28 protein-coding genes and 1 tRNA gene are annotated in these 25,417 nt (G+C 58.8%); 16 read left to right on the top strand and 13 right to left on the bottom strand.

The window, feature by feature from the left end; genetic code table 11:
• Window positions 1–123 precede the first annotated feature (123 nt).
• Window positions 124–1,230 (top strand): agmatine deiminase, encoded by a 1,107-nt coding sequence (gene aguA, locus CAG33_RS16370; RefSeq protein ID WP_085581916.1) that lies wholly within the window; start codon window positions 124–126, stop codon window positions 1,228–1,230.
• Window positions 1,231–1,475: 245 nt separating this feature from the next.
• Window positions 1,476–1,688, top strand: a complete 213-nt coding sequence (locus CAG33_RS16365) for a hypothetical protein (protein WP_085581914.1) — start codon at window positions 1,476–1,478, stop codon at window positions 1,686–1,688.
• 242 nt (window positions 1,689–1,930) lie between these two features.
• Here the strand turns inward: CAG33_RS16365 and CAG33_RS16360 are convergent, their stop codons facing one another.
• Window positions 1,931–4,021, bottom strand: coding sequence for a TonB-dependent siderophore receptor (locus tag CAG33_RS16360; RefSeq protein WP_085639426.1), 2,091 nt, complete (start codon window positions 4,019–4,021; stop codon window positions 1,931–1,933).
• Between the two features lie 257 nt (window positions 4,022–4,278).
• On the opposite strand from CAG33_RS16360, the gene CAG33_RS16355 reads away from it, so the two are divergent.
• The 7 genes from CAG33_RS16355 to CAG33_RS16330 all read left to right on the top strand — a co-directional run bounded on the left by CAG33_RS16355 (window position 4,279) and on the right by CAG33_RS16330 (window position 8,975).
• The gene (locus CAG33_RS16355; RefSeq protein WP_085639423.1) at window positions 4,279–4,947 is read left to right on the top strand and encodes a DsbA family protein; all 669 of its coding nucleotides are present in this window, start codon (window positions 4,279–4,281) and stop codon (window positions 4,945–4,947) included.
• A 298-nt stretch (window positions 4,948–5,245) separates the two neighbouring features.
• On the top strand, window positions 5,246–6,532 hold the full coding sequence (locus tag CAG33_RS16350) for an OprD family porin (protein ID WP_085581908.1): 1,287 nt from the start codon (window positions 5,246–5,248) through the stop codon (window positions 6,530–6,532).
• A gap of 20 nt (window positions 6,533–6,552) precedes the next feature.
• Entirely contained in the window at window positions 6,553–6,729 is a 177-nt protein-coding gene (locus CAG33_RS28525) for a hypothetical protein (protein WP_170930017.1), read from the top strand.
• Between the two features lie 33 nt (window positions 6,730–6,762).
• The gene (locus tag CAG33_RS16345; RefSeq protein ID WP_085581906.1) at window positions 6,763–7,509 is read left to right on the top strand and encodes a 2OG-Fe dioxygenase family protein; all 747 of its coding nucleotides are present in this window, start codon (window positions 6,763–6,765) and stop codon (window positions 7,507–7,509) included.
• Window positions 7,510–7,588: 79 nt separating this feature from the next.
• Window positions 7,589–7,966: a GNAT family N-acetyltransferase gene (locus CAG33_RS16340; protein ID WP_085582221.1), complete on the top strand. Its 378-nt coding sequence runs from the start codon at window positions 7,589–7,591 to the stop codon at window positions 7,964–7,966.
• Window positions 7,963–8,679 carry an AzlC family ABC transporter permease gene (locus CAG33_RS16335; protein WP_085581903.1) on the top strand — a complete coding sequence of 239 codons (717 nt, stop codon included), beginning with the start codon at window positions 7,963–7,965 and terminating at the stop codon, window positions 8,677–8,679. The genes CAG33_RS16340 and CAG33_RS16335 overlap by 4 nt, the downstream gene beginning before the upstream one ends.
• Window positions 8,658–8,975 (top strand): AzlD domain-containing protein, encoded by a 318-nt coding sequence (locus tag CAG33_RS16330; RefSeq protein ID WP_085581901.1) that lies wholly within the window; start codon window positions 8,658–8,660, stop codon window positions 8,973–8,975. Before CAG33_RS16335 ends, CAG33_RS16330 begins: the two co-directional genes overlap by 22 nt.
• Here the strand turns inward: CAG33_RS16330 and CAG33_RS16325 are convergent.
• A complete protein-coding gene (locus tag CAG33_RS16325; protein ID WP_085639420.1) occupies window positions 8,892–9,818 on the bottom strand; it encodes a LysR family transcriptional regulator in 927 nt (308 codons plus the stop codon). The two genes, CAG33_RS16330 and CAG33_RS16325, sit on opposite strands and share 84 nt — an antisense overlap.
• Window positions 9,819–10,190: 372 nt before the next feature.
• Between CAG33_RS16325 and CAG33_RS16320 the strand changes: the two genes are divergently transcribed.
• From CAG33_RS16320 to CAG33_RS16305, 4 genes are all read left to right on the top strand, one after another.
• Window positions 10,191–10,478: a type II toxin-antitoxin system RelB/DinJ family antitoxin gene (locus CAG33_RS16320; protein WP_256575722.1), complete on the top strand. Its 288-nt coding sequence runs from the start codon at window positions 10,191–10,193 to the stop codon at window positions 10,476–10,478.
• Between the two features lie 153 nt (window positions 10,479–10,631).
• Window positions 10,632–10,850 (top strand): 4-oxalocrotonate tautomerase family protein, encoded by a 219-nt coding sequence (locus tag CAG33_RS16315; RefSeq protein ID WP_085581897.1) that lies wholly within the window; start codon window positions 10,632–10,634, stop codon window positions 10,848–10,850.
• On the top strand, window positions 10,847–11,491 hold the full coding sequence (locus CAG33_RS16310; RefSeq protein WP_085639417.1) for a DsbA family oxidoreductase: 645 nt from the start codon (window positions 10,847–10,849) through the stop codon (window positions 11,489–11,491). Before CAG33_RS16315 ends, CAG33_RS16310 begins: the two co-directional genes overlap by 4 nt.
• A 33-nt stretch (window positions 11,492–11,524) precedes the next feature.
• On the top strand, window positions 11,525–12,235 hold the full coding sequence (locus CAG33_RS16305) for an SDR family NAD(P)-dependent oxidoreductase (protein WP_085639414.1): 711 nt from the start codon (window positions 11,525–11,527) through the stop codon (window positions 12,233–12,235).
• 57 nt (window positions 12,236–12,292) lie between these two features.
• On the opposite strand, the gene CAG33_RS16300 is transcribed toward CAG33_RS16305, so the two are convergent.
• The gene (locus tag CAG33_RS16300) at window positions 12,293–12,568 is read right to left on the bottom strand and encodes a DUF3077 domain-containing protein (protein ID WP_085639411.1); all 276 of its coding nucleotides are present in this window, start codon (window positions 12,566–12,568) and stop codon (window positions 12,293–12,295) included.
• A 721-nt stretch (window positions 12,569–13,289) separates the two neighbouring features.
• On the opposite strand from CAG33_RS16300, the gene CAG33_RS16295 reads away from it, so the two are divergent.
• Both CAG33_RS16295 and CAG33_RS28520 read left to right on the top strand, forming a co-directional pair.
• Entirely contained in the window at window positions 13,290–14,885 is a 1,596-nt protein-coding gene (locus CAG33_RS16295) for an anti-phage dCTP deaminase (RefSeq protein ID WP_085639408.1), read from the top strand.
• Between the two features lie 27 nt (window positions 14,886–14,912).
• Window positions 14,913–15,086 (top strand): hypothetical protein, encoded by a 174-nt coding sequence (locus CAG33_RS28520; RefSeq protein ID WP_170930016.1) that lies wholly within the window; start codon window positions 14,913–14,915, stop codon window positions 15,084–15,086.
• 994 nt (window positions 15,087–16,080) lie between these two features.
• Here the strand turns inward: CAG33_RS28520 and CAG33_RS28305 are convergent.
• The 8 genes from CAG33_RS28305 to CAG33_RS16260 form a co-directional block, all read right to left on the bottom strand.
• On the bottom strand, window positions 16,081–16,992 hold the full coding sequence (locus tag CAG33_RS28305; RefSeq protein ID WP_139833019.1) for a hypothetical protein: 912 nt from the start codon (window positions 16,990–16,992) through the stop codon (window positions 16,081–16,083).
• A gap of 247 nt (window positions 16,993–17,239) precedes the next feature.
• Window positions 17,240–17,315 (bottom strand) — tRNA-Thr (locus tag CAG33_RS16290).
• A gap of 76 nt (window positions 17,316–17,391) precedes the next feature.
• The gene (locus CAG33_RS16285; RefSeq protein ID WP_085639405.1) at window positions 17,392–18,207 is read right to left on the bottom strand and encodes an FkbM family methyltransferase; all 816 of its coding nucleotides are present in this window, start codon (window positions 18,205–18,207) and stop codon (window positions 17,392–17,394) included.
• Window positions 18,208–18,551: 344 nt separating this feature from the next.
• Window positions 18,552–19,787 (bottom strand): methyltransferase, encoded by a 1,236-nt coding sequence (locus tag CAG33_RS16280; protein WP_085639403.1) that lies wholly within the window; start codon window positions 19,785–19,787, stop codon window positions 18,552–18,554.
• Complete coding sequence (locus CAG33_RS16275; protein WP_085581876.1) at window positions 19,768–20,457, bottom strand: ABC transporter permease; 690 nt, start codon at window positions 20,455–20,457, stop codon at window positions 19,768–19,770. Before CAG33_RS16275 ends, CAG33_RS16280 begins: the two co-directional genes overlap by 20 nt.
• Entirely contained in the window at window positions 20,454–21,149 is a 696-nt protein-coding gene (locus tag CAG33_RS16270; protein ID WP_085581874.1) for an ABC transporter permease, read from the bottom strand. The genes CAG33_RS16275 and CAG33_RS16270 overlap by 4 nt, the downstream gene beginning before the upstream one ends.
• Window positions 21,150–21,227: 78 nt before the next feature.
• Entirely contained in the window at window positions 21,228–21,974 is a 747-nt protein-coding gene (locus tag CAG33_RS16265) for an ABC transporter substrate-binding protein (RefSeq protein ID WP_085639400.1), read from the bottom strand.
• A 13-nt stretch (window positions 21,975–21,987) separates the two neighbouring features.
• Entirely contained in the window at window positions 21,988–22,761 is a 774-nt protein-coding gene (locus CAG33_RS16260) for an ABC transporter ATP-binding protein (RefSeq protein WP_007939465.1), read from the bottom strand.
• A 551-nt stretch (window positions 22,762–23,312) separates the two neighbouring features.
• Here CAG33_RS16260 and gabP point away from each other — a divergent pair.
• Window positions 23,313–24,704 carry a GABA permease gene (gabP, locus tag CAG33_RS16255; protein ID WP_085639397.1) on the top strand — a complete coding sequence of 464 codons (1,392 nt, stop codon included), beginning with the start codon at window positions 23,313–23,315 and terminating at the stop codon, window positions 24,702–24,704.
• Between the two features lie 73 nt (window positions 24,705–24,777).
• On the opposite strand, the gene vapC is transcribed toward gabP, so the two are convergent.
• Together vapC and vapB are read right to left on the bottom strand one after the other, a co-directional pair.
• Window positions 24,778–25,185, bottom strand: coding sequence for a tRNA(fMet)-specific endonuclease VapC (vapC, locus tag CAG33_RS16250; protein ID WP_085631961.1), 408 nt, complete (start codon window positions 25,183–25,185; stop codon window positions 24,778–24,780).
• Entirely contained in the window at window positions 25,185–25,415 is a 231-nt protein-coding gene (gene vapB / locus CAG33_RS16245) for a type II toxin-antitoxin system VapB family antitoxin (RefSeq protein ID WP_085582217.1), read from the bottom strand. The genes vapC and vapB overlap by 1 nt, the downstream gene beginning before the upstream one ends.
• Between the last annotated feature and the right edge of the window lie 2 nt (window positions 25,416–25,417).

Raw genomic sequence — 25,417 nt, 5'->3', positions numbered from 1 at the left:
TAAGCTTCACAGCATTCATTTGGCTTTTAATGCCGATTTTTATCGGTTATAAAGTCGCCAATGCTCCGGCGTAGGTCCGGTGCCCGTGTTTTCTCCCGAAGGTTTCCCGGAGTCCAGACCACCATGACCACACTGAAAAGCACACCCCGCGCCGACGGTTTCCACATGCCGGCCGAATGGGCGCCGCAAACCCAGACCTGGATGATCTGGCCGGAGCGTCCGGACAACTGGCGCCTGGGCGGCAAGCCCGCGCAGGCCGCGCACGCGGCGGTGGCCAAGGCCATCGCCCGTTTCGAGCCGGTGACCGTGGCGGTGTCCGCCGGCCAGTACGAGAACGCCCGCGCCCGCCTCGACGTGCCGAACATCCGCCTGGTCGAGATGTCCAGCGATGACGCCTGGGTGCGCGACAGCGGCCCGACCTTCGTCATCAACGGCAGCGGCGAAGTGCGCGGCGTGAACTGGGACTTCAACGCCTGGGGCGGCTTCGACGGCGGCCTGTACTCGCCGTGGAACCGTGATTCCCAGGTCGGCGGCAAGATCCTCGAGATCGAGCGCAGCCCGCGCTACCGCACCGAAGGCTTCGTCCTGGAGGGCGGTTCGATCCACGTCGACGGCGAAGGCACCGTGATCACCACCGAAGAGTGCCTGCTCAACCGCAACCGCAACCCCCACCTGGGCCGCGAAGAGATCGAAGCGGTGCTCAGCGCCCACCTGTCGGTGGACAAAGTCATCTGGTTGCCGGACGGCCTGTACAACGACGAGACCGACGGCCATGTGGACAACTTCTGCTGCTACGTGCGCCCGGGCGAAGTGCTGCTGGCCTGGACCGACGATCCGCAGGACCCTAACTACCCGCGCTGCCAGGCGGCGATGAAAGTGCTGCAGAGCAGCACCGACGCCAAGGGCCGCCCGTTCACGGTGCACAAGATGCCGATTCCGGGGCCGCTGTACGCGACCGAAGAGGAATGCGCCGGCGTCGATCCGGTGGACGGCACCCAGGAGCGCAACCCGAGCGTGCGCCTGGCCGGTTCCTACGTGAACTTCCTGATCGTCAACGGCGGCATCATCGCGCCGAGCTTCGACGACCCGATGGACGGCCCGGCCAAAGAGATCCTGCAGAACCTGTTCCCGCAGCACGAAGTGGTGATGGTGCCGGGCCGCGAACTGTTACTGGGAGGCGGTAACATTCACTGCCTTACCCAGCAGCAGCCTGCCCCGCACAAAGAGTGAGTGCGGATGTAACAGCTTGAGTTGATTGGAGAATCGCTCAGGCCAAAATCCGGCCTCGTCGCCCGAAGAGAAACCCGCAGCCCGTCAGGACCGCGGGTTTCTTTATGGCCGCCGGTCGGCGATTTTCCTAATTTGGCATAGCTCTTGTATCGCTCATGGCGCACTAGGGAGGGGGGAGAACTTCAACGGTTCTGTCATAAACCTTGGATAACTTAGCCGCTCACGAACGGGGAGAGAGCGCTGAAATGAACGCCGAAGTGAACGTAATCAGCGAGCGGACGTTGCATCCCATGGCTGTAAACACTGAGTCGCTCCAGATTGTCGCGCACTGGTTGAAGTCCAATGGAACGCGTCAGATCAGGGAACCTGATCCGCGCCGGATGATGATCGAGCGTTACCCCGCTGGCCTGTTCAGCGAGGCGGAACTGGAAGCGTTGTGGGATGTGATGGAAGGATAAAGAAGAACGACTAAGGACAGGTGAAAGCGCTGCCGGGAGGGCGGCGCTTTTTTTTGCCTGCGGGAAAGGCGGGGTTCCCCGGGGTGTCTGTGCCGCCGCCATCGCCAGCAGGCTGGCTCCCACATTGTTCAGCGGTGACCATGGATTTTGCGGTCACCCCGGAACCCTGTGGGAGCCAGCCTGCTGGCGATGGCGGCGGGTCAGCCGGAAATGCCCCGAAGGGCACACCGGCGACCCGATGCTCAGAAACTGTACGTGCCGGTGACCACCAGGCTGCGCGGCGCGCCCGGCTGGATCTGGAACGCACTGGTGGCCGACGAGTAGTACTCGCGGTCGGTGATGTTGTTCAGCGCGGCGCGCACGTCCCAGTCCTTGTGGCGGTAGCCGGCCAGGGCGTCCCAGCGGCCGTAGCCCGGCAGCACCGTGGTGTTGGCGTTGTCGGCGTAGCGCTGGCCGACCAGGGTCAGGCCGGTTTCGGCGTACCAGCCCAGCTCCGGTTTCCAGGTCAGGAACAGGCTGCCGTTGCGCTTGGCGACGTTGTTCACGCGGTTGCCTTCCAGGCCGTTGTTGTCCTTCTCGATGGTCGCGTCCTGCACGCCGACGCCGCCGCGCACGTACCAGTTGCCGGTGATCTTGCCGGTGCCGGTCAGCTCGATCCCGCGCGAGCGCTGCAGGCCGCTGAGCACGGTCAGGGTCGGGTCGTTCGGGTCGGTGGTGCGGCGGTTGTAGAGCTCAAGCTCGTAGACCGCCAGGGTGGTGCTCAGGCGGTCGTCGAGCCAATCGCTCTTGACCCCGATTTCCTTCTGCTTGGTCAGCTCCGGGCTCAGGTCGTTGCCGTTGCCCGACGCGCCCGGTGTGATGCCGATCAGGCCGCCGCCGACCGGCGAGAAGGTCTTGGTCCACGAGGCGTAGAACGAGTGGTTCTGCAAAGGCGTCCAGACCACGCCGAAACGCGGGCTGGTGCTGTGGCTGTCGCGGTCTTCGGAAATGTTGCGCAGCTTGTTGGTGGACTCGATGTCGAAGGTGTCGTAGCGCAGGCCGGCCAGCAGTTGCCATTGATCGTTCAGGTGCAACTGATCCTGCACGTACACGGCGCGGCTTTCGACTTCGGTGTGGCTGCTGCTCGAGACCTGCATGCGCCCGGTGTGGCGCAGGTCGCGGTCAGGGTTGTACAGGTCCAGGCCCGGCACCGGCGAACTGCCGCGCCCGGAAGTGGCGGCGTTGTACAGCGTCGGATCGCGGCGCTGGCTGCCGGTCTCGAGCCCGGTGAGCAGGCGGTGCTCGAGGCCGAACGTCTCGAAGCCGCCTTCCAGCTCAAGGTTGTTGTAGATGTTGCGGGTGGTCAGCTCCTGCTGCCAGTGCTGGCGAGTGACCTTGTTGGTCTTCTTGTCGAAGCCGGTGAGGTAGGTGTTGTCGAAGTCGCTGTCGAGCTTGAACACGCCGAGGGTGTGGCGCAGTTGCCAGTTGTCGCTCAGTTCGTAGCTCAGGCGCGAGCGCAAGGATTGCGTCTTGTCGTCGATGAAGTCGTGGTCGTTGCCGTAGGTGGTGTCCCGGCCGACGTCCGCCGGGCGCCCGTTGATGCCGGGGATGCCGCGGTCGGGGGTGCGGTTGTAGCGACTGTATTCGTACTGCACCAGCCAGTTCAGGTCCGGCGTCAGTTGCCAGCTCATCGACGGGGCGAACAGCTGGCGGTTGCCGCTGACGCCGTCGCGGAAGCTGTTTTCGTCCATGTTGCCCATGTTCAGGCGCAGGCTGATGTTCTCGCTCGGGTCGGTGCTGAGGTCGGCGTACAGGCTGCGCAGATCCTCGCTGCCGCCCTGGGCCTCGATGGTCGAGCGGCGGCCGGCTTCCGGCGCCTTGCTCACCCGGTTGACGATCCCGCCCTGGCTGCCGCGGCCGTAGAGCACGGCGGCCGGGCCCTTGAGCACTTCGACGCGTTCGATGTTGTGCAGGTCGCGCTTGTACTGGCTGTCGTCGCGGATGCCGTCCAGGTAGAAGTCGTTGCTGGCGTCGAAGCCGCGGATGCGCAGGCTGTCGAACCGGGTGTCGCCGCCGTTGCTGACGTTGGGGATGCCGCTCAGGGCGTCGCCCAGGTCGTTGGTGCCGTAGTCGGCGACGTTGGCGGTCTTGACCGAGTCGATCGCCTGGGGCACGTAGCGCACGGGCGTGGCGGTGCGGGTGGCGGTGCTGCTGACTTTCACGCGCGGGTCGTCGACTTGCGATTCGGCGCTGATCGACGTGGCGGGCAATTCGGTCGCGCAGTAGGCGAAACCGGAGGACAGGACGGCGGAAAGCCCGAGGGTGACGGGCGTGAGACGGAACGGGGCAGGCATTGAAAAGCGCATCCGAAAGGGTGGAGGAATCTGAGCGCGTGAATGGTAATGCTTTGCATTTGCCTCCGTTAATGATTCGTTAATAAGTTCCTTTGATTGATTGTTTCAATTTATTTCGGGATTGATACAAACCCGTTCCGCCCGCCATTCGACCGATTCAGGCAACAGACTGAACGCGATTCCGGCGTTTTTCGACAACCGCTGGAGTACTAATCTGCCGCCATCGATTTTTCCCACCTTTGATGCCGGAGTTTCCGATGATCCTTCACTACATTTACGACCCGCTCTGTGGCTGGTGCTACGGCGCCGAACCCCTGGTTCAGGCCGCGCAGCAGGTGCTGCCGGTGGTGCCCCACGGCGGCGGCATGATGACCGGCGCCAATCGCCAGAATGTTTCGCCGCAGCTGCGCAATTACGTCATGCCTCACGACCGGCGCATCGCCGAGTACACCGGCCAGCCGTTCGGCGAGGCGTATTTCGAGGGGCTGCTGCGCGATCACACGGCGGTCTTCGACTCCGCCCCGCCGATCGCCGCGGTGATGGCCGCCGAACAATTGGACGGGCGCGGGCTGACGCTGCTCGGCCGCCTGCAGACCGCCCATTACGTGGAAGGCCGGCGGATCGCCGATGAGGCCGTGCTGATGGAACTGGCGGCTGAGCTGGGTTACGACCCGGCCGCTTTCCGGGCGGCTTTCGCGTCCGCCGATACCGCGCGCCATATAAAGGAAAGCCGCGCACTGCTGGCGACGCTGCACGGCAACGGCTTCCCGACCTTCGCGCTGGAGCAGGACGGGCAGTTCACCCTGTTCGATATCGGCCCGTGGGTGGGCAAGCCGCAGGCCTTCGCCCAATGGCTGGTCGAGTGCCTGCCGAGTGCTGCACCTGCGCAGGCCTTGCCGGTCTGCGGGCTCGACGGCTGCGCTTGAGCGCATCAGGGAATCCCTGATCGCTGTCATTTCCGTGCACGCCGCTATCACAAAAATTACGTTTTTTAGACGATTTTTGCCTATTTACAGACGATTCTTGAAATTGACACATTGTTCAGGGCGCGGCTACGATTCGGCCCAACGCCTGTGGCCAACCGCCATGACTCAAGAACAATAAGAAGGCCCGCTACGGCTTTGCCGTGGGCGGGCCTTTTTGTTCCGGGATGAAAAAAGAGTGCGATAGCGCCGTTTCAGCCGTTCGACACAGCGCGTTTCAACCCGTAATAAGGAAAACAAAATGTTGAACAAGCGGATCAGTCTGATCGCATTGGGGATGTTGAGCGCCACTTCGGCCATGGCTAACGACCAGGCCGAGTCCAAGGGTTTTGTTGAAGACAGCAGCCTCAAAGTGCTGCTGCGCAATGCCTACATCAACCGTGACTACAAAGACGGCAACAAAGACAAGGCCGAGTGGGGCCAAGCGGCCATCGGCACGTTCTCGTCCGGCTTCACCCAAGGCACCATCGGTGTGGGTGTGGACGCCTTCGGTCTGTACGCGCTGCGTCTGGACGGCGGCAAGGGCCGCAGCGGCGCCGGCGGCATCGACTTCTTCAAGCAAGGCGACAGCGGCAACGCGGCCGACGACCTGTCCAAGGGCGGCGCGGCGGTGAAATTCCGTCTGTCCAACACCGTGCTGACCTACGGTGACCAGATGCCGGCCCTGCCGGTGCTGAACTACGATAACTCGCGCCTGCTGCCGGAAAGCTATACCGGCACCCTGATCACCTCCAAGGAGATCAAAGGCCTGGAACTGAACGCCGGCCGTTTCACCGCCGAATCGCGCAAGAGCGCCGAAGGCCGTGACAGCGGCGGCCTGAAGTCGATCAACGTGTTGGGCGGCAGCTACCAGTTCACCGAGCACTTCAAGGGTGCGCTGTACGCTTCCGACGTCGAAGACGTGCTGAAGAAGCAGTACATCAACGCCAACTACGTGCTGCCGATCGACAAGGATCAGTCCCTGACCTTCGACTTCAACGGCTACCGCACCAAGCTGGACGACTCCTACGTCCGCGAAAGCGGCGCGACCGGCGACGACAACAAGATCTGGAGCCTGGCGGCGACCTTCGCCACCGGTCCCCACTCGTTCACCGTGGCGCACCAGCGCTCCACCGGCGACAGCAACCTGGGCTACGCCTACGGCGGCTACCAGAAAGGCCAAGGCCGCGTCGGCGACGGCGGCAACACCATCTACCTGGCCAACTCCTACTGGTCGGACTTCAACGCTGAAGACGAACGCAGCTGGCAGCTGGGCTACGGCCTGGACTTCGGCGCCTTCGGCGTGCCGGGCCTGAGCTACAACTTCGCGTACGTGCGTGGCGACAACATCACCACCTCCACCAGCGAAGGCGGCACCGAGCGCGAAATCTTCAACCAGTTCAAGTACGTGGTGCAGAGCGGTCCGGCCAAGGACCTCAGCGTGAAACTGCGCAGCTCGATCCTGCGCGTGTCGCAGAAGTCCAGCGAGTACAACGTCAGCGGCAACGAAGTGCGTGTGTTCGTGGATTACCCGATCAACATCTTCTGATGATCGCTTAAGCTGCACACATGGAAAAAACCCCGACCGGTTCGGGGTTTTTTTTCGGCCCGTTTTTGATGAAAAAGGCGAAAAAGACGCTTTTCGACCCCTTCAAACTGCATTTGAAGGTGCTTCAAAAGCCGTTTCAAACAGGGCTTCAAATGCCTGAAATTCTTTCTCATGGACGCAAATTCTCCACCCTCTAGATTAGGGCGTTCAATGCAACGGAGAATTTGGTAATGATCGTTTTGAACAGAGAAGTGGGCGAATCGCTACGGCGCGACAAGTATGTCAACGTCCAGGGTGGTGACTTCAATCTCTACGGTCATTTCGCCGACTTCGTCAGACTGACCAAAAGTTGGGAAAACATGGAACCTGACAGTTATTACGGTCAGGCCGACGCCGGCATGCGCTACCGTCGCTACAGCGACTTCGAATACAACCCCAAGACCCGTGAACTGCGTCAGCTGGAACACCGCGCGTATGTGCAGTCCAAGGCCAACAACAGTTACGTGGGCGGCGTGGTGCGGCACTTCCAGGACTTCTCCGATGAAGTCATCACTTCGCCGGTGATGCGCAGCCTGATCGACACCGATTTCGAGGTGTACAAGAACGTGCTGCCGGAAGAGCTGCACGAGGAAATCTGGCAGTGCCAGATCCACCAGATCCGCATCGAGATCAAGCCCGGCAAGCAACTGGAGATCACGCCGGAAGGCATCCACTGCGACGGCTACCCGTTCAGCGGCGTGCACTTCTGGGGCCGCAACAACGTCGATGGCGCCGAAAGCCGTCTGTACGACATCCATGAGCATCAACTGGCGTCGACCACCTACCAGGAAATCCTCGACACCACGTACTTCCTCGACCGCGACATGCGCCACTACGTGACACCGGCGCGCAACACCCATTCGAGCGCCATGGCTTACCGGCAGATTCTGGCGATTTCCTTCTCGCGGCCCGGGACCGCTTTCGACATTGTTCGCTAATCAGATCACCCCAATCGACGGCGTCGAATGCTCGACGCCGGTGGTGCTGCGACGCGCCACCGCCAAGGATGCGCAGCGCATGGAGCGCTTCTTCCGCCAGTTCGACGAAGTGTCCTTCTGCGAGTGGCAGGACGCCAAGTGCCTGCGCGGCGTGCTGATCCAGAAGACCACCACGGCGTACCTGGCCTTCGACGTCGAAGGCGAGATCGTCGGCGCGGTGCTCGGCGGCATGCTCGGCAGCCGCGGCACCATCAACCACCTGGCGGTCAGCCTGCGCTACCGCAGCCAAGGCGTCGGCCAGCGGCTGGTGGAGGCGGCGTCGTCCGACATGAAGCGGGTCGGCGTGCTGCGGATGTTTCTGTTCGTCGACGATGCTAACCTCGCGGGCAAGCGTTTTTGGACGGCCCAGGGTTTTTGCGAACCTCACGGCGAACGGACTTACGAGAGGGATCTATGAATGAAACGTCCGGCAGTGCGCCGCTGATGGCCGACCGTCAGCCGTCGCGCACGTTCGCCGAAGCCAGCCCGGTGGTGGCCGGCTACTTCACGGTGTCGTTCGTGTTCGGGCTGATGGCAGTCAACGCCGGGCTGCCGCTGTGGCTGCCGGTAGCGATGTGCCTGTTCGTGTATGCCGGTGCTTCGCAATTCGCGGCGCTGGCGCTGATCAGCAGCGGGGCGTCGCTGACCACCATCGTGCTGACCACTTTCCTGATCAACGCGCGGCATATGCTGATGTCGGTGTACATGGCCAAGGCCTTGCGCGCGCTGGGCCTGAGCCGCATGGAGCGCTGGTGCTACGCCGGCGGGCTGACCGACGAATCGTTCGCCTTCCACAGCGTGAAACTGGGCAACGGCGCACCGGTGAACGTGCGTTACCTGATCGGCTTCAACCTGTTCTGCCACACCTCTTGGGTGCTCGGCGGGTTGCTCGGGGCGGTCTGCGCGCAATACGCGGCGCACCTGATCAAGTACCAGCTCGACTACGCCCTGACCGCGATGATGCTCTACGTGCTGGTCTCGCTGTGCAACACCCGGAAAAAACTCGTCGCCGCCCTGGCCGCCGTGCTGTGCATGGGTGCACTGAGCCTGGTGGGCACTTCGCCGTTCAACGTTTTCATCGCCACGTTTGTGGGTTGCGGGGTGGGTGTATGCCTGACCAAACGTTCCTGATGCTGGTGGTGGCGCTGATGATGGCCGTGACCTTCCTGCCGCGGGCGCTGCCGCTGCAGGTCAACACCGAGCACTGGCCGCCCTTCGTGGCGCGAGCGCTGGAGTACCTGCCGGTGGCGATCGTCGCTGCGATCAGCCTGACTCCCTTGTTGATCAAGGATCAGCGCATACAGCTCGACCGCCCGGAATTCTATGCCGCGATTCCGACGTTGTTATGTGCGTATTTCAGCAAAAACCTCTTTCTCAGTGTGGCGGTTGGGACGGCTGCGTACATTGCGCTCGGCTCGTTCATGTAGCGGCAGATCGACCACCTCGTTCAGCGCCTGGCCGGACAGGTTCGGGTTGTTCACCGCCAGGCGCACTTCGAGGAAATCCTCGAACCCGGGGAAAATCGTCAGGCCGTTCTTCTGCGCGGCCTCGCGCGAGACCATGCCGACGCCGTCCATCTGGGTGATCAGCGACAGGGTCAGGGTTTCGCTGCATGAATAGACCATGCGCTGGCCGTTCTCGTGATTGCCCAGCCCCGCGTCGAGAAAACGCAAGAAGCTGTGGGAATACGGACAATCTTCTGCGGGACGCACCTGAAACTTGTTGCCCAACAACGTCAGCGGATCATTCTCCTGCCCGCAATGGGCGCCGACCACCTGCACCTGCACGTCCGGCAGGACAAGGCTCGGCAGGCCCGGCCGCTGCGGGCCGATCAGCACCGCCAGGTCGAAGTCCTCGTTCTTCAGCTTGCTGAGGTTTTCCATCGACTCGGCGTAGCTGAATTCCATCTGGTAATCGGGAAACACCTCGATCAGGCGTCCGATCATCCGCCGGTTGAAGTCCGGCGCCAGCGTGTTGTTCAACGCCACCTTCAGGGTGCGCTGGCCCGGCGCCTTCAGCGTTTCGACTTTCTCTTCCATCTGGCGCGTGGCGATCAGCACCCGGTCCATGTAAGGCGTGAGCTCGGTGCCTTGCGGCGTCAGCGTCAGCCCTTTGTTGGATCGGCGAAACAAGCGGAAACCGAACTGTTCTTCGACCTTGTTCAACTGCGCGGCCAACGCCTGCACGGTCAGGCACGAATGCTCGGCTGCGGCCGACAACGAGCCGGTCTGCACGATGCGCATGAGGTTGCGTAAGGTTCTGCTATCCATGGGTAATGCCCTCTGATGTGGGCTGGGTATTGTTGTGTACGTTTCCGCCGGTCCGGCGCCATCTGCCGGCTATATTCCTGTACCTGAGCATAGTTGTCGCGCAATTAGTAGCGAATTGATGCCCCCGCCGATGGCTGGAGGCTGACAGAGGATCGGGGTTTTTGATGACGTGGGGGTGATTGGGGTCAAAAAAGTACCCGAATCAGTCATGGGAGAGTGGTTATTCTGAGAGAAGGGGATGAGAGGAGAGATTCTCCTTTACTTGCGATCATTACGGAAAATTCCTATGGAAAGCTGCAATTGCGCTGATGGCGTCGGTCTCTGTCAGCACCTCTAATAGGTTCCGTTCGTATCAGTAAATAGCAGATACAGGTGATTGCCTTGGATGTTCAGTTGAGATTCGCCGATTCGCGAAGCGGTATCGATAAGGATTTGGAGGCAGAAGCCAGCAAGGTTTTGGACGCTCACGGGCTTACCCTCGCAGATGCAGTTCGTTTGTTTCTCATTAAAGTCGTTACGACTCAGAACCTACCGTTCGAAACGCGAAAACCTTCCCCGAAGGCCGCCCGGGCCATACGGGAAGCTAGAGAGATAGGTCGACGTTTCGACTCCATGGATGAAGGGCAAAGAAAGCAGGGCCGACGAAAACGCACTAAGTAGCGGCATGAAGAAGGCTTGGCGGTTTGCGCCGAATTGATTACACCACCTCACAAATGAAGTACCCCATCCCTACTTTTTCCCCTCCCGCCGCACGCCTAAATTGAGCTCCAACACCTGACCCCATCCCGAGGCCAGGTCACTGGGAGAGTCGTCATGCCATTCGTCAGCGTCCGCATCACCCGCGACGGCGTCACCGCCGAACAGAAGGCCCAGGTGATCGCCGAAATCACGGAAACCCTGGAACGCGTCCTCAACAAACGCCCGGATCTGACCCACATCGTGATCGAGGAAGTCGACACCGATAACTGGGGCTACGCCGGCATCACCACCACCGAGTACCGCCGACAGCTGGCGGAACGGGGCCAGTCATGACCCCGACCGTGACCATCGATTTCGTCTCCGACGTGGTGTGCCCGTGGTGCGCCCTCGGGGCGACGGCGCTGGAGCAGGCCATCGCCAACCTGGCCGGTGAAGTCTTGGTGGAGCTGACCTACAAGCCCTTCGAACTGAACCCGGACATGCCCGCCGAAGGCGAACCGGCAGAGCAGCACCTGATGCGCAAGTACGGGCGCAGCGCCGCCGACATCGCCGCCGGCAAACGGATGCAGATCGAACGCGGCCAGGCCATCGGCTTCGAGTTCGACCTGGAGAAGCGCACGCACTTCTACAACACCTTCGACGCCCACCGCCTGCTGATGTGGGCGGCGCAGGAAGGGCGGCAGATCGCGCTGAAGAAGATCCTGCTGCGCGCCTACTTCCGCGACGGTGCCGACCCGAGCGACCGGCCGACCCTGGTGCAACTGGCCGCCGAAGCGGGACTGGATGCGGCCCGGGCCCGCAAGGTGCTGGCCAACGACGAGTTCGCCAGCGAAGTGCGCCAGCTCGAAACGTTTTACCGGCAACACGGCATCAACTCGGTGCCGGCGCTGATTCTGAACGGCACGCACCTGGTGTCCGGTTCGCAATCGGTCGAGTACTACGAACAGATGCTTAAACAACTGGCCAAGGCCTGATTGAACACCGTCTTTATCATTGAGGAATCCATCATGAGCAGCTCGAAAAAAACCGTCGTCATCACCGGTGCATCCCAAGGTCTGGGCGAAGGCATGGTCAAGGCCTTCCGCGAACTGGGCTACAACATCGTCGCCACCTCGCGCTCGATCAAACCGTCGAACGACCCGCAGATCCTGACCATCGCCGGCGACATCGGTGACCCCGCCACCGCCCAGCGCGTGATCAGCGAAGGCGTGGCCCGCTTCAGCCGCATCGACACCCTGGTCAACAACGCCGGCATCTTCGTCGCCAAACCGTTCACCGCCTACACCCCGGAAGACTACGCGGCGGTGCTGTCGGTCAACCTCAACGGCTTCTTCTACATCACCCAACTGGCCATCGCCGAAATGGAAAAACAGGGCAAGGGCCACGTGGTCAACATCACCACCAGCCTCGTCGACCACGCCATCGACGGCGTCCCTTCGGTTCTCGCCTCACTGACCAAGGGCGGCCTCAACGCCGCGACCAAATCCCTGGCCATCGAATACGCCAAACGCGGCATCCGCGTGAACGCCGTATCGCCAGGCATCATCAAGACCCCGATGCACGGCGAAGAAACCCACGCGGCGCTGGGCAGCCTGCACCCGGTCGGGCAAATGGGCGAAATCGAGGACATCGCGCAGGCGGTGGTGTACCTCGACAACGCGGGGTTCGTCACCGGCGAGATTCTGCATGTGGATGGCGGGCAGAGCGCTGGGCACTGAGTGCGGTTGAAACACAAAGCCCTCGCAGAGATGCGAGGGCTTTTTTATGGACGCGGTTCAGGGTTTGGGCTTCGGCGAATCCAGGACTTTCACTGCGTCGTCGATCAAGGCCTTGCTCAACTCCTGCAAATACTGCGAAGCACAGGTGCGCAGGTCGGGATCACGCGCGGCGGAGGTGTCCGCAATCAACAATCGGGATATGTGGAGGAGCTGCGAGGCATGGGAGAGGGCGGTAGTGACCGGGACGCCGGCGTTGGTGCGGAACAGCGCGTGGTTCGAGTGGAAGGAAAAGTGGGTGAGGCCGAGGGTTTTCAGGTCTTGAGGGTGGGTCATTGGGCTTCACCTACCGTTTGCTGCGCGGTGGAGAGGGATGACCGGTGTGTGGAGCTTGGGCGGATCGATGGCATTCATTTGTGAAACTCCCTGTATCAAATGAGGGCTGCCAATTCGTTATCAGGCGAATGGGTGGCAGCTATGCGTAGGCTGATAAACCGGAGATACAGGAACCCGGCAGACCCGAAGGTCTCCCACGCACAGCCGCCATTACACGGAGTTGCGGGCATGAAAAAGCGCCGGCAAACGTGGGTTGGGGGCGCTGGTGCGCCTGCATCTTACTCGGGTTATCAGGCCCGGTCGCTGGATTGGTGGCGACGGGGTTGACGGTAGCTTGGGGGAAGGGGGGAGTGCAATCGTGGCTAGGTGGTGGCGGGGCACGGCAGTCGCAGAAGGGAAGTACGCGTGTTTTGAAGATTGTAGAAGTAAGACAGAGTGGTAAAAAATTTATCTAGTAGGATCTATCAATAGTCAGTATTTATTGAAAGTTGGGTTGGCATTTTTATCTGAAAAGACTGCCAGGAGAGTGGGGCGCAGCTATAACCATATGAATTTACTGTTTTTTTAGTTTTTTCTAGGTTGTCGTTATCTATTTATTGTGCTGTTAATAGTATTTTCTATCGCTAGGTTTACATTGTGTGTTTATGTTCTATATTCAAAGTGGATGTTTTGAGGTGTCCTCCATTGAAGAGTTTGACCAACGCGAGTGTTAAGGACTGATATGGCGCGAACGAAGAATGACTCCTACAAAGGAGCAATGTCGTCAAAAGGACAAAGAGTTAAATCCGGTGCTGACCTAAAAGAAACTTCTTTATTGACCCCGTACCCTTATCCAGAGTTGGTTTTTGGCTTGGTCGGGCCAATAGGCGTGAGCCTTGATCCAGTAATTTCTGTTCTGAAAAGCAAACTAAGGACGCTTGAATACAGTTCTGATGTGATTAGGTTGAGTGAGTGCATTGAGCTTTTTTTTAGCTCTGATTACAGCAGTAAGCCAGAACATAAGCGAATAAAGTGTTTGATGGATGAGGGAACTAAACTTCGTGTCGAAAGCGAACGCGGAGATGCAGTTGCATTGTTAGCAATTGCTGCGATAGAAAATTCTAGATCCTCAAGTAGTAAGAAAAAATCCCGGCGCGCCTTCATTTTAAGATCGCTTAAGCATCCGCATGAAGTTGAAACCCTTAGAACGGTGTATGGAAAGGGGTTTTTTCTAATTTCTGTCTATTCTCCAAGAGATGTTCGGGTTGCGGCGTTATCTGAACGGATAAGTAAGTCGCAGTTTGGTAAGGCGAATAATGCTCGAGCTAAAGCTGAGCGATTGGTAGAAAGGGATGAGGTCGAAGAAAATATTGCATTGGGACAGGATGTGAAAGATGCATTCCCGATGGCTGATTTATTTATAGATGGACGTGATAGAGCGTCTTTTGAGACTCAAATTAATAGATTTATTGAATTGTTGTTTGGTAATGTTTTTCTCACTCCAACTCGTGATGAGCATGGTATGTATCATGCGCGTTCGGCGGCGTTAAGGTCTTCTGACTTGAATCGGCAGGTTGGAGCCGCGATCTTGCGTTCTGAAGGTGATTTAATTGCTGTTGGGTGTAATGACGTTCCTAAAGCTGGTGGTGACTTGTACTGGACTGGAGATAAAGGAGATGCCAGGGATTTTCTCCGTGGTATCGACTCAATGGCTGATGAACGAGTTCAGGTTTTAGGTGAGCTGTTAGAAAGATTGAAAAATGGTGGATTACTTAACGTAGATAACAAGTCTTCTGATTTTAGTAAATTGGTTCACGATTTAATTTCAGGTAGCCAGAAACTTGTTTTGAAGGGCAGTCGTGTAATGAATCTCTTAGAATTCGGACGAAGTGTTCATGCGGAAATGGCTGGTTTAATGACCGCTGCGCGTTTGGGGGTTTCGGTTCAAGGGGCAACACTTTATTGCACAACTTTTCCTTGTCATATGTGCGCAAGACATATAGTCGCGAGTGGTATCAAACGTGTTGTATATATTGAGCCATACCCAAAAAGCAAGGCGAAACAGCTTCATCAAGATGCGATTGTTGTGGATCCTGTTACATCCTCCGATAGTCGTGTGAATTTTGAACCGTTCGAAGGTGTTGCTCCTAGACAGTATCAGGAGATTTTCGACCCTAGAGACACTCGGAAAGATCCTCAAGGGAAGACCTCCGATTGGCAAGCAAACGCAAGGCCAAGATTTTTAAGGTTTGCTACCGTTTATCGGGAGGTCGAAACGGCAATTATCGCAAATGAGATACCACGCCTTGCCAAAAAGCTAGGAGTTAAACTATCCTAATTTATAGCAATCCTGAGTAGAGAAATCATGAAAAAATCGAGCAGCCTAGCAGAACAAGTATTGAAAGCTCAAAGAGCCGTAGATGGTTGGCCTGAGTCAATAAAATCTAGTATGCGACTAGAAGGGGCCGATAATTTCCTTAAGACTTTCTCTAAGGATTCAAAGCTTACTGATCTTCAGGAAGTGAAAAAGAAAAAATAAAGTTTGTTCGTAAACAGTGCACTTAATAAGATCTTGTGTGGCAATGCAAGGTCTTTTATTTTGTTCTTTTGATGGTGAATTTGATTTGATAAACTTTGTTTTCTGAAAAATATCCCCATGTGAACTCTCGAAAGATCTCATGTTTATAATTACGAGACTCTTTGCACAAATTTCCAGTTGTTAGAATTGAAGCGATAGGTGCCAGCTATGGATGCAAATGTACTATGGCAAGTCTATATGTTCACGTTGAGGATATTTTAAAAGGGTTCAGGAACTCTAAGATTTCTCCAATTCTATGGTTGGCCTTTAGTTTGCTTTGAATCGTTACTCTGAATTCGCTGTCGAGCTATTCAGCTTATAGATAGTTAGCGACGTGCCACTTTGCATCAGATGAGCGTGCTGAAAATAGATCTGTCCCCATTCCCCTTGGGTGACTTGGCGTATGGGTACTTCTGGCAGTTTGAGGAGCCGCAGCCAGTCTAAATCGAGCGTGGGGATACGTCATGTTGATGAGATTCGGTCTCAGGCACGGGGTGGGCTTTTCAAAGAGAGTAATAAAGGTAATACGGCGAGAAAACTGCTCTGAACCCCCCCGTTTTATTGAGGTGTCAATATCACACGGAAAAGTAATATGAAGTGATATGAAAAGTGATATTTCCGCAAGATCCCCGGTTTCATTGGGTTTCGTGGTTTTTGAATATCACCTTATAAAAGAGTAATACGATTACTTCTATATCACTCAAATATCACCTTCTCAGAAAATCGCTAAAAGCCTTGTAGGACGTGTTTTTCAGCGATTTTTTGACAGGCATATCACCTTTATTACTCTTTTTTGTATGGGCCAAATATTTTAGGTCGGAGCCATGCGCTCGGTGTGCGACAGGTTTCTGTTCAAGTGTGCTTGTGCAAGCTGAGCAGTCGAACGAGATCGTGATTGCATTACATGCGATCTCTTCGTGAGGCGGCGTAATCCCCGTAGACCTTGGACGAAATTTTATAGCTTGAATGGAAATTTAAAGCCGCCGGCGGAGATTTTGAGTAGCAGGCGGTTTCTTATGAAAACTGCAGCTAAAGCCGATACAAAAGTGCTTGCCATCAAAATGACGAAGCTGAGGGACTTGTTCCACTCCAAGATGTCCGTAAAGTAGAGTAGTGTGAATTTTAGTGACGATATTGCCACCAGGTAGTGCACTACGGCGAACGTAAGGAAAACTGCTCGAGCTCCCCAATTTTGTTTTTGTTTGGCACTGGTGACCGACAGTAATGAACCAATCAGCATTAGATGAGTTAAAAGAAAAACTAGCCAGCCGGGTATCGTACTTATTGGTTGCGTTACAGGTTTTCCGAAATCTGAGGGGGACGCAATGGTAATATCGAAGCCAGTGCGTTTCTCTGGTTTTACCTGGGTGATTTTAGATAGGCCGACGACTCGGGTGGTAACGTCTGAGATTTCCAATGGGACACGCGAGAAAATTTCAATAACGAACCTATCGCCGGGATTCAAAAGAAGTGGTGCAGCTGCTAAGCCTTCTTTTGAACGGGTCAGTGTTACGTCTAGATTGGAGGGGGACGCGAAAGCAGATTGAAAGGATATTATCGAATCTTTTGCGGGTATATGTATAAGGATTGGGCTATCAAAATCTTCCCGTTTGATGGGAAGTTTTCCCGTATTAGTAATTGCAAGTGTTAAAAATGAGCCAGTACTGACGTCTATGCCTTGGTAAGAAATCTGAATCCCAGGCCAAGACTTCTCAGCAGATTCAATGTTGGCTAATTGACGCTGCAATAAGACTTCATAGCTTAACTCCTTCTTGTCTGAGAAGTAAGCGCTCCAATAAGGACTTATGAGAAATAGTGCTATAGGCAGTACGATGGTAGCAAAGAAGCCAATCATTTTACCTTTCATGAATATGACTCCTTCACATCACTTGGCAGATTGGAATTATCGAATCGACTCGCTACCAACCGTTATCCAAGCCCTGGGAGGGCGAGAGAGATTAGCGCATATTTTTGGAGGGGATGAGCGTTCCTGAGATTTACTCAAGGCTCTGCGACCCTCACTTAAAACACAACACCTGGTCTGCTTGTTACGTGGCTTGTTACGTTTGACGCAAAAACAAAAGGCTTGCATCGCTGCAAGCCCTCGTTTTGTATGGTGCCGGCACCAGGAATCGAACCCGGGACCTACTGATTACAAGTCAGTTGCTCTACCAACTGAGCTATACCGGCGTGTGGGCGACGATTATAGCGGTTGGGTGGGTTCTGTAAACCCCTGAATTCTGACTATTTTTGCGCGGGCGGCGGATCAGGCTCGGCGCAGGAGGTTGCGCAGTTTTTGTACAGTGCGCCAGGTGCGGCTGCTCTGCAGGGCGTGCAGTTGGGCTTCGGCGTGTTCGGCGCGTTGCAGGGCGGTTTCCAGGTCGGTGTTGAGCGGGTGGGCGAGTTTGTGGCCCTTGCAGAGGCGGAATCCGTCGAGGTTGCAGGGCGGGAGGTCGAAGGCGGGTTTGAGGGGCAGGTGTTCGTTGGCCAGGAAGTAGCTGTTGAGGCCGTCGAACAGCACGTTCTGGTAGCCTGCGCCGGTCACCAGGTGTTCCCAGGTGTGGTCGCGTTCCCATGGGGTTTCGATGAGGATGACCATGGGGCGGAAGCGGGTGAAGTCCATGCCGCGCAGGACGGTTTCTTCGTGGCCTTCGACGTCGATCTTCAGGAAGTGGATCGGTCGGTCGGCGGCGTGTTCTTCGCAGATCGACGTCAGGGTGCGGGCGTTGACGCTGAGTGTCCGCACGTCCATGCCGAGGTCTTTGCGCGCCTGGGCGACGGCGGGGTCGGCGGTGGAGAGGCCGGTGTCGGGGATGCTGTAGAAGGTCAGTTCGCCCGGCTGGTCGGTGGCCACGCATTGCAGGTTGATGTCTCGCGGGCGGTGTTGGCGCAGGGCGTCGTAGTAGTCCTGCACCGGCTCGATGTTGATGCCTTGCCAGCCGTGGTCGTAGAAGGATTTGGTGACGGAATCCTGGATCGGGTCATTGGCGCCGACGTCGATGTAGAAGCCGGTTTCGCAATGCTTGAGGGCCCGCCACAGGCGAACGTCTTCGAAATTCTCGGCGTAGGAAATGAACGTCAAAGTCGATTCCTTTCTGTCAGGTTTTTCTTATTGGTCTGTGCGCCACCGGAACGGAGTGACCTTGTATAGCAAGGGTGCCCGGCCGGTGCAATTGCCTGTTCCGGGCGTCCGGGATTCGGCGTTTATGTCCTTTTGATTGGGGGCTTATGCACAACGCGGCAGAGAGGGCGTGCGTTCAGGCGGGGTTTTGTGGACGGGTTCTCATTTGGGTCGCAAATCCCTGTTTTACAGGTTTTTTATTCATGTGAACAAAAAATGACCAGTGCTGTTTCGCCCCTGAAACAGGCGTGGATATTGGATCCACGGTCAATTCATCAACAGAGTTATCCACAGGCTGTGTAGCTTCAGGAGCGTTCGGCCAGCAGCAGGAAGTTGCGGGGCGTGAGCGGGGTGTCGCAGAAGGTGCCGAGGCGCACGGCGTAACCCTGCTCGCCGAGGAAAAGTGCTCGGTCCAGGTTCAGCCAAAGCTCCAGCGGCCGTCGGAACAGTCCGCGCAGCAGTTCCAGGTTGCGAACTTCGGCCAACCGCTGCCATCCCGCCGCTTCCAGGGCCGGCCAGTCCGGCTCGCCGCTTGTGGATAACTCTTTGAGCGCTGCGAGGTCGCGGCAGTAGTCGGCGAAGGGTTTGTCCAGCCAGGCGCTGGGCAGGGACGGGGTGGGCAGGTATTCATCGACGCCGCGCAGTTGCCGTTGCCACAGGTCGAACCCCAGGCGCCGGGCCATGGAGGTGTCGCGCTGACGGCGGACGCGTGCGCCAGCGGTGACGGTTTCGCTCATGGGCAGCGCCAGGTCTTCCAGCGACAGTTGCAGGACGGATCGCAGACCCGGCGAGGACAACGCCTGATACTCGGTCAGACGGATCCGGTTGTAGCAGCACGGCGCAATGGCCATGTTTTTGCAGCCGGCGGCGCTGGCCAGTTGCATCAGCCGCACATGCAGATCGCCGCAGGCGTGCAGGGCCACCGGGGTGTGGCGGGCGTCGAGGACGGTTGCGGCGTCGGCGGCCAGCACGTCCTGTTCGACGTGCAAGGCGTGCAGATGATGACGCTGGCTCAGTGCCTGGCCGCTGGCGACCAACAGCGGATCAAACTCCACGCAGGTGAGTTGCTGCTCGGCCCCCAGCAGGCGCCGCCCCAAATGCCCTTTGCCGGCACACCAGTCCAGCCAATGCACGGGCCTGGAGGCAAACGACAAGCGACTGGCGAAAGCCTCGATCTGCTGCCACTTGCGCCCCGGCACATCGACGTTGAGCCGATGGCCCGCCGCCTCCAGCGCATGCCCCGGCAATTCGCCCACCGCGCTCAGCTCAAGCGACAGCGCGGCCAGGGAGGCGAACGGCTCCGGCGCATTCAGCAGATCGGCAGGGTGGTTGTGGGCGTTTTCCGCATCGTCCAGCGACCGGCCGCGTAGCCAGGTGGCCAGTTCCGGGTGGGAGGTTTCCCAGGGAAGGTGCAGATGGGTGAACGGGCGGGGTTTCCACAGCGCCTGATGGGCGGTGAGAAAGGCATCCAGCGCCGTGAACCGGGCGAGGAGGGCCTCGCCCGTCAGCACGTGGGCAGCGTCAGCGCCCTTGGCAGGCATCGACGCGTAGCCAGCGTTCCAGCAGCTTGAAGCCGCGGACCAGCACGTAGGCCATGACCAGGTAGAACACGCCGGCGGCGAAGAAGATCTCCACCGGCAGGTAGGTGCGGGCGATGATCGTACGGGCCATGCCGGTCAGTTCCAGCAGGGTCACGGTGCTGGCCAGGGCGCTGGCCTTGAGCATCAGGATCACTTCGTTGCTGTAGGCCGGCAGGCCGATGCGCGCGGCGCGCGGCAGGATGATGTAGAACAGCGCCTTGGGCTTGGACATGCCCAGGGCCCGCGCCGCCTCGATCTCGCCCGGCGGGATCGCCTGGATCGCGCCGCGCAGGATCTCGGCGATGTACGCGGCGGTGTGCAGGGTCATGGTGGCGGTGGCGCACCAGAACGGATCGCGCAGGTACGGCCACATCGAGCTGTTGCGGATCACGTCGAACTGCGCCAGGCCGTAGTAGACCAGGAACAGCTGAACCAGAAGCGGCGTGCCGCGGAAAAAGAAGATGTAGGCGTAGGGCAAAGCGCGCACGTACCACAGCTTCGACGAGCGGGCGATGCCCAGCGGAATCGCCAGCAGCAGCCCGGCGATCACGGCGATGGCCACCAGCTCCAGGGTCAGGGTCGCGCCCTGGGCCAGTTTCGGCAGCCACTTGATGATGACGTCCCAGTTCATTGAGCGCTCCTCGCGAAGCCGCGTGCGGCGCGTTTTTCCAGGAAATGCATGCCGATCATCGCCAGCACCGTCAGGCCCAGGTACATGAACGCGGCCACCATGTAGAAGGTGAACGGCTGTTTGGAGACGGTCACGCCGATCTGCGCGTGACGCATGATTTCTTCCAGGCCGATCACCGACACCAGCGCGGTGTCCTTCATCAGGATCATGAACAGGTTGCCCAGGCCCGGCAGGGCGATGCGCCACATCTGCGGCATGATCAGCTTGGTGAAGATCCGCCATTTCGACAGGCCCAGGGCCACGCCGGCCTCACGGTGGCCCTTGGGGATGGCGAGGATCGCGCCGCGGAACACTTCCGTGGCGTAGGCGCCGAAGCACAGGCCCAGGGCGATGACGCCGGCGGCGAAGGCGCTGAGTTCAAGCTCCGGATTGCCGAAGTATTCGCCCAGGGCACGCATGGCGTTGACGGTGCCGAAGTAGATCAGCAGCACCCAGAGCAGTTCCGGGACGCCGCGCACCAGGGTCGAGTAGGTGCTGCCCAGCCATTGCAGGGGCTTGTACGGGGACGTCTTGGCCAAGGCGCCGAGCAGGCCGAGCACCAGCCCCAGGCACAGGGCCGAGAGCGCCAATTTGACGGTCATCAGCGCACCAGCGGCAAGCGCCGGGCCGAATCCGTAGAGGTCGATAATCATGGAATTCTTTTCAAATCGCGGCAGGCAAGGCCGGGGATCGGCGCCGCTCGCAGGCGGCGCCGATCCGGCCGGTCAGGATCAGTAGATGCTGAACGGGAAGTACTTGTCGTTGATCTTCTTGTAGGTGCCGTCAGCGACGATTTCCTTCAGCGCGGCGTTCAGCTTCTCGCGGATCGGATCGTTCTTGCGCACGGCGATGCCGATCTTGTCGCTTTCTTCCACCGGGTCGCCCTTGAATTCATAGGCCTTGCCGGCGTCGCTCTTGAGCCACTCGTAGTTGACGTACTTGTCGGCGAGGATGCCGTCCAGGCGACCGGAAGTCAGGTCCAGGTAGGCGTTTTCCTGGGTGTCGTACAGCTTGACCTCGACGCCCGGCATGTTGTCTTCCATATAGGTGCCGGCCAGGGTCGCGCGCTGGGCGCCGATCACTTTGCCTTTGAGGGAGTCCTTGTCGGTCTTGAACTCTTTGTCCTTCGGCGCGATGAACTGCAGCTTGTTGGAGTAGTACGGATCGGTGAAGTCCACCGCCTGCTTGCGTTCGTCGGTGATCGACATCGACGAGATCAGGAAGTCGAACTTCTTGGCGTTCAGGGCCGGGATGATGCCGTCCCAGTCGGAGGTGACCACGCTGCACTCGACCTTCATCTTGGCGCAGAGGGCGTCGCCGATGTCCTTGTCGAAGCCGACCACGTTACCGCTGGCGTCCTTGTTGTTGAACGGCGGGTAAGCCGCCTCGATGCCCATCTTCAGGGTCTCGGCCATGGCACCGGCGCTGAAGGCCAGGGTGACGGCGGCGGCCAGGAAGACCTTTTTGTAGTTCTGCATGCGGGTAGCTCCGTTAGCGGTTGCTGGACATGAATTGTTTGCAGCGCGCCGAAAGCGGGTTCTCGAACACCTGCTGCGGCGATCCTTGCTCCTCTACCAGGCCCTGGTGGAGGAACACCACTTCGCTGGAGACCTGACGGGCGAAGCCCATCTCATGGGTGACGAGCAGCATGGTGCGGCCTTCCTCGGCCAGTGCGCGGATGACATTAAGTACTTCCTGGACCATTTCCGGGTCAAGGGCGGAGGTGGGCTCGTCGAACAGGATCACCTTGGGCTGCATCGCCAGCGTGCGGGCGATGGCCGCGCGCTGTTGCTGGCCGCCGGACAGCTGCGCAGGGTAGGCGTGGCGCTTGTCGGCGATGCCGACCTTGGCCAGCAGGGCTTCGGCCACTTCGATGGCTTCGGCCTTGCTCTGGCCGAGCACGCGGCGCGGGGCTTCGATGATGTTGTCGAGCACGCTCATGTGCGGCCACAGATTAAAGTTTTGAAACACAAAACCAATCTCGGAGCGCAGGCGGTTGATCTGCTTGCCGTCGGCGGCAACCAGTTCGCCGTTCTTGGCGGGCTTGAGCTTGAGTTCTTCCCCGGCGACCAGGATCTGGCCCTGGTGCGGGTTTTCCAACAGGTTGATGCAGCGCAGGAACGTGGACTTGCCGGAACCGGAAGAACCCAGGATCGAGATCACGTCGCCGTCACGGGCGGTCAGCGAGATGCCTTTGAGCACCTCAAGCTGTCCGTAGCGTTTGTGCAAGTTGCGGATTTCAAGCGCGGGCGTGGCCTCAGCCATGTGCGTTCCTCATATGTGTTGCGCTCCAGCTGTCTGTGGCCTTCCTGGCGAGGCGGCCAAGCTAGCATAGCGTTTCAATGGCAGCCAACAGCGCTTCGGGCGGTAAACGGATGGCGTGTGGCAGGTTGTCGCATCGGCACAGCAGACTGTCGCCCCATCAACAACCGAACGGGTGTTTGAACGCGGATTCCCGTGGGTGTCGCGTAAAAAAAGGCGCGATGTTGCCACCTTTGGCGGGGTGTTGGAAGCGCTAACCGGCCGAACGTTGCGGATTCGCCCTTTTATTGTGCAACACACACTTTTTCAGTGTGTTTCTGGTGCGCCCGATCGTTTGAAAAGTGAGTCGCAGGGTAACGCTCTGGCGAAAGGCCAGTCATCTCAAGGTGTTGCGATGACTGTCCGGTCAGCCTGGAAACCGCAGGCCAGAAGCTTTTGAAACATTTTGGCGCAATATTTGCGTGCAGAATCTGGAACGGCCCGTTGGATTCTTTTTACGAGAAGGAGCGCCAGACGGGACGGACTGAATCGCTTTCCTCGCAAAGGTAGTTTCAATGAGCAGTACCCATAGCTCCAATGGCCTCGAACAGGGGCTCAAACCGCGTCATGTGACCATGCTGTCGATCGCCGGTGTGATCGGTGCAGGTCTGTTTGTCGGCTCCGGCCACGCCATCGCCGCCGCCGGTCCTGCCGTGCTGCTGGCCTACGCCGCCGCCGGCCTGCTGGTTGTGCTGGTGATGCGCATGCTCGGCGAAATGGCTGTGGCCTCGCCGGACACCGGTTCGTTCTCGACCTACGCCGACCGCGCCATCGGCCATTGGGCCGGTTTCACCATCGGCTGGCTGTACTGGTGGTTCTGGGTACTGGTGATCCCGCTGGAAGCCAACGCCGCCGCCACCATCTTGCACGCGTGGTTCCCGGGCGTCGGGATCTGGGCGTTCGCGCTGATCATCACCTTCCTGCTGACCGTGACCAACCTGTTCAGCGTGAAGAACTACGGTGAGTTCGAATTCTGGTTCGCCCTGCTCAAGGTGGTAGCGATCATCGGTTTCATCATCGTCGGCATCATGGCCATCTTCGGCTTGCTGCCGAACAGCCAGGTCAGCGGCGTGTCGCACATCTTCGACACCCAGGGCTTCCTGCCCAACGGCATGGGCGCGGTGCTGGGCGCCATCCTGACCACCATGTTCTCCTTCATGGGCACCGAGATCGTGACCATCGCGGCCGCGGAATCGAAGAACCCGGGCAAGCAGATCTCCAAGGCCACCAACTCGGTGATCTGGCGGATCGGCCTGTTCTACCTCGTATCGATCTTCATCGTCGTGGCCCTGGTGCCGTGGAATGACCCGTCGCTGGCCAACCTGGGCTCCTACCAGACCGTGCTTGAGCGCATGGGCATCCCGAACGCGAAGATGATCGTCGACATCGTGGTGCTGGTCGCCGTGACCAGCTGCCTGAACTCGGCGCTGTACACCTCTTCGCGCATGCTGTTCTCCCTGGGCAAGCGCGGCGACGCCCCGGCCATGGCCACCCGCACCAACAACAGCGGCACGCCTTACTGGGCGGTGATGCTGTCCACCGGCGCGGCGTTCCTGTGCACCTTCGCCAACTACGTGGCCCCGGCTGCGGTGTTCGAGTTCCTGCTGGCCAGCTCCGGCGCCATCGCGCTGCTGGTGTACCTGGTGATCGCGTTCTCGCAACTGCGCATGCGCAAGCAGCGCATGGCGCGCGGCGAGAAGATCTCCTTCAGCATGTGGCTGTTCCCGGGCCTGACCTACGCGGTGATCGCCTTCATCATCGCGGCCCTGACCATCATGCTGTTCCAGGACGCCCACCGCGTGGAAATCCTCGCGACCGGCTTGCTGAGCCTGCTGGTGGTCGCCGCCGGCCTGCTGGTGGCCCGCCGCCGCAAGCTGGAGAAGGGCGGTGCGGCCGTCCTGAGCTGATCCGCAGCGCCTGATGCAAAAACGGCCGCCCGTCAGTGATGACGGGCGGCCGTTTTCGTTGGCGGGCGTTGAGTCAGCGAGGATTGACCCAGTCTTCCACGCGTAACCCCGGAACACGCTCAAACTCCCGGACGTTGTTGGTGATCACGATGTAACCCCGCGAGCGCGCATGCCCTGCAATCATGTGGTCGTAGGGGCCGATCGGCGTGCCTGCCTTGGCCAATTCGGATCGGATCATGCCGGTGTGGGCGGCGGCTTCGTCATCAAAGGGCAAGACCTCAAGGCGGGCGGCAAAGCCTTCGATGACCGCGAGATTCCTTTCTGGCGCTGCGGATTTTTCTGCGCCGTAAATCAGCTCCATCAAGGTGACCGTGCTGATGCACAGTTGGCCGTGGTGACGGGTGAAGGCCTCGCGCACGATCTGTGGTTTGTTTTTGATCGTGAAGATGCAGATGTTTGTATCGAGCATGAACTTGATCATCAGAACGATTCACGCTCCTGGTCGGCGGGTTGTCCGCGGTCGGTCATGAAGTCCGCGGTCACGTCGTCCCCGTCAAACCAACTGTCCCAGCTTTCGCCGGCAGGCGTGATGATGCGTGTCCTGCCGATGGCGACAACGTCCACCCGTTTGACGTCCACAGGCATCGCGACAGCCTTGGGAAGGCGAACGGCCTGGCTTCTGTTGTTCATGAAGATCGTTGTCTGCTCCATGA

The sequence above is a fragment of the Pseudomonas sp. B3(2017) genome, from assembly GCF_002113595.1.
Taxonomy (GTDB): Bacteria; Pseudomonadota; Gammaproteobacteria; order Pseudomonadales; family Pseudomonadaceae; genus Aquipseudomonas; species Aquipseudomonas ekonensis.
Note: the sequence above shows the minus strand (reverse complement) of the source record. Positions and strands in the feature narration are given on the sequence as shown.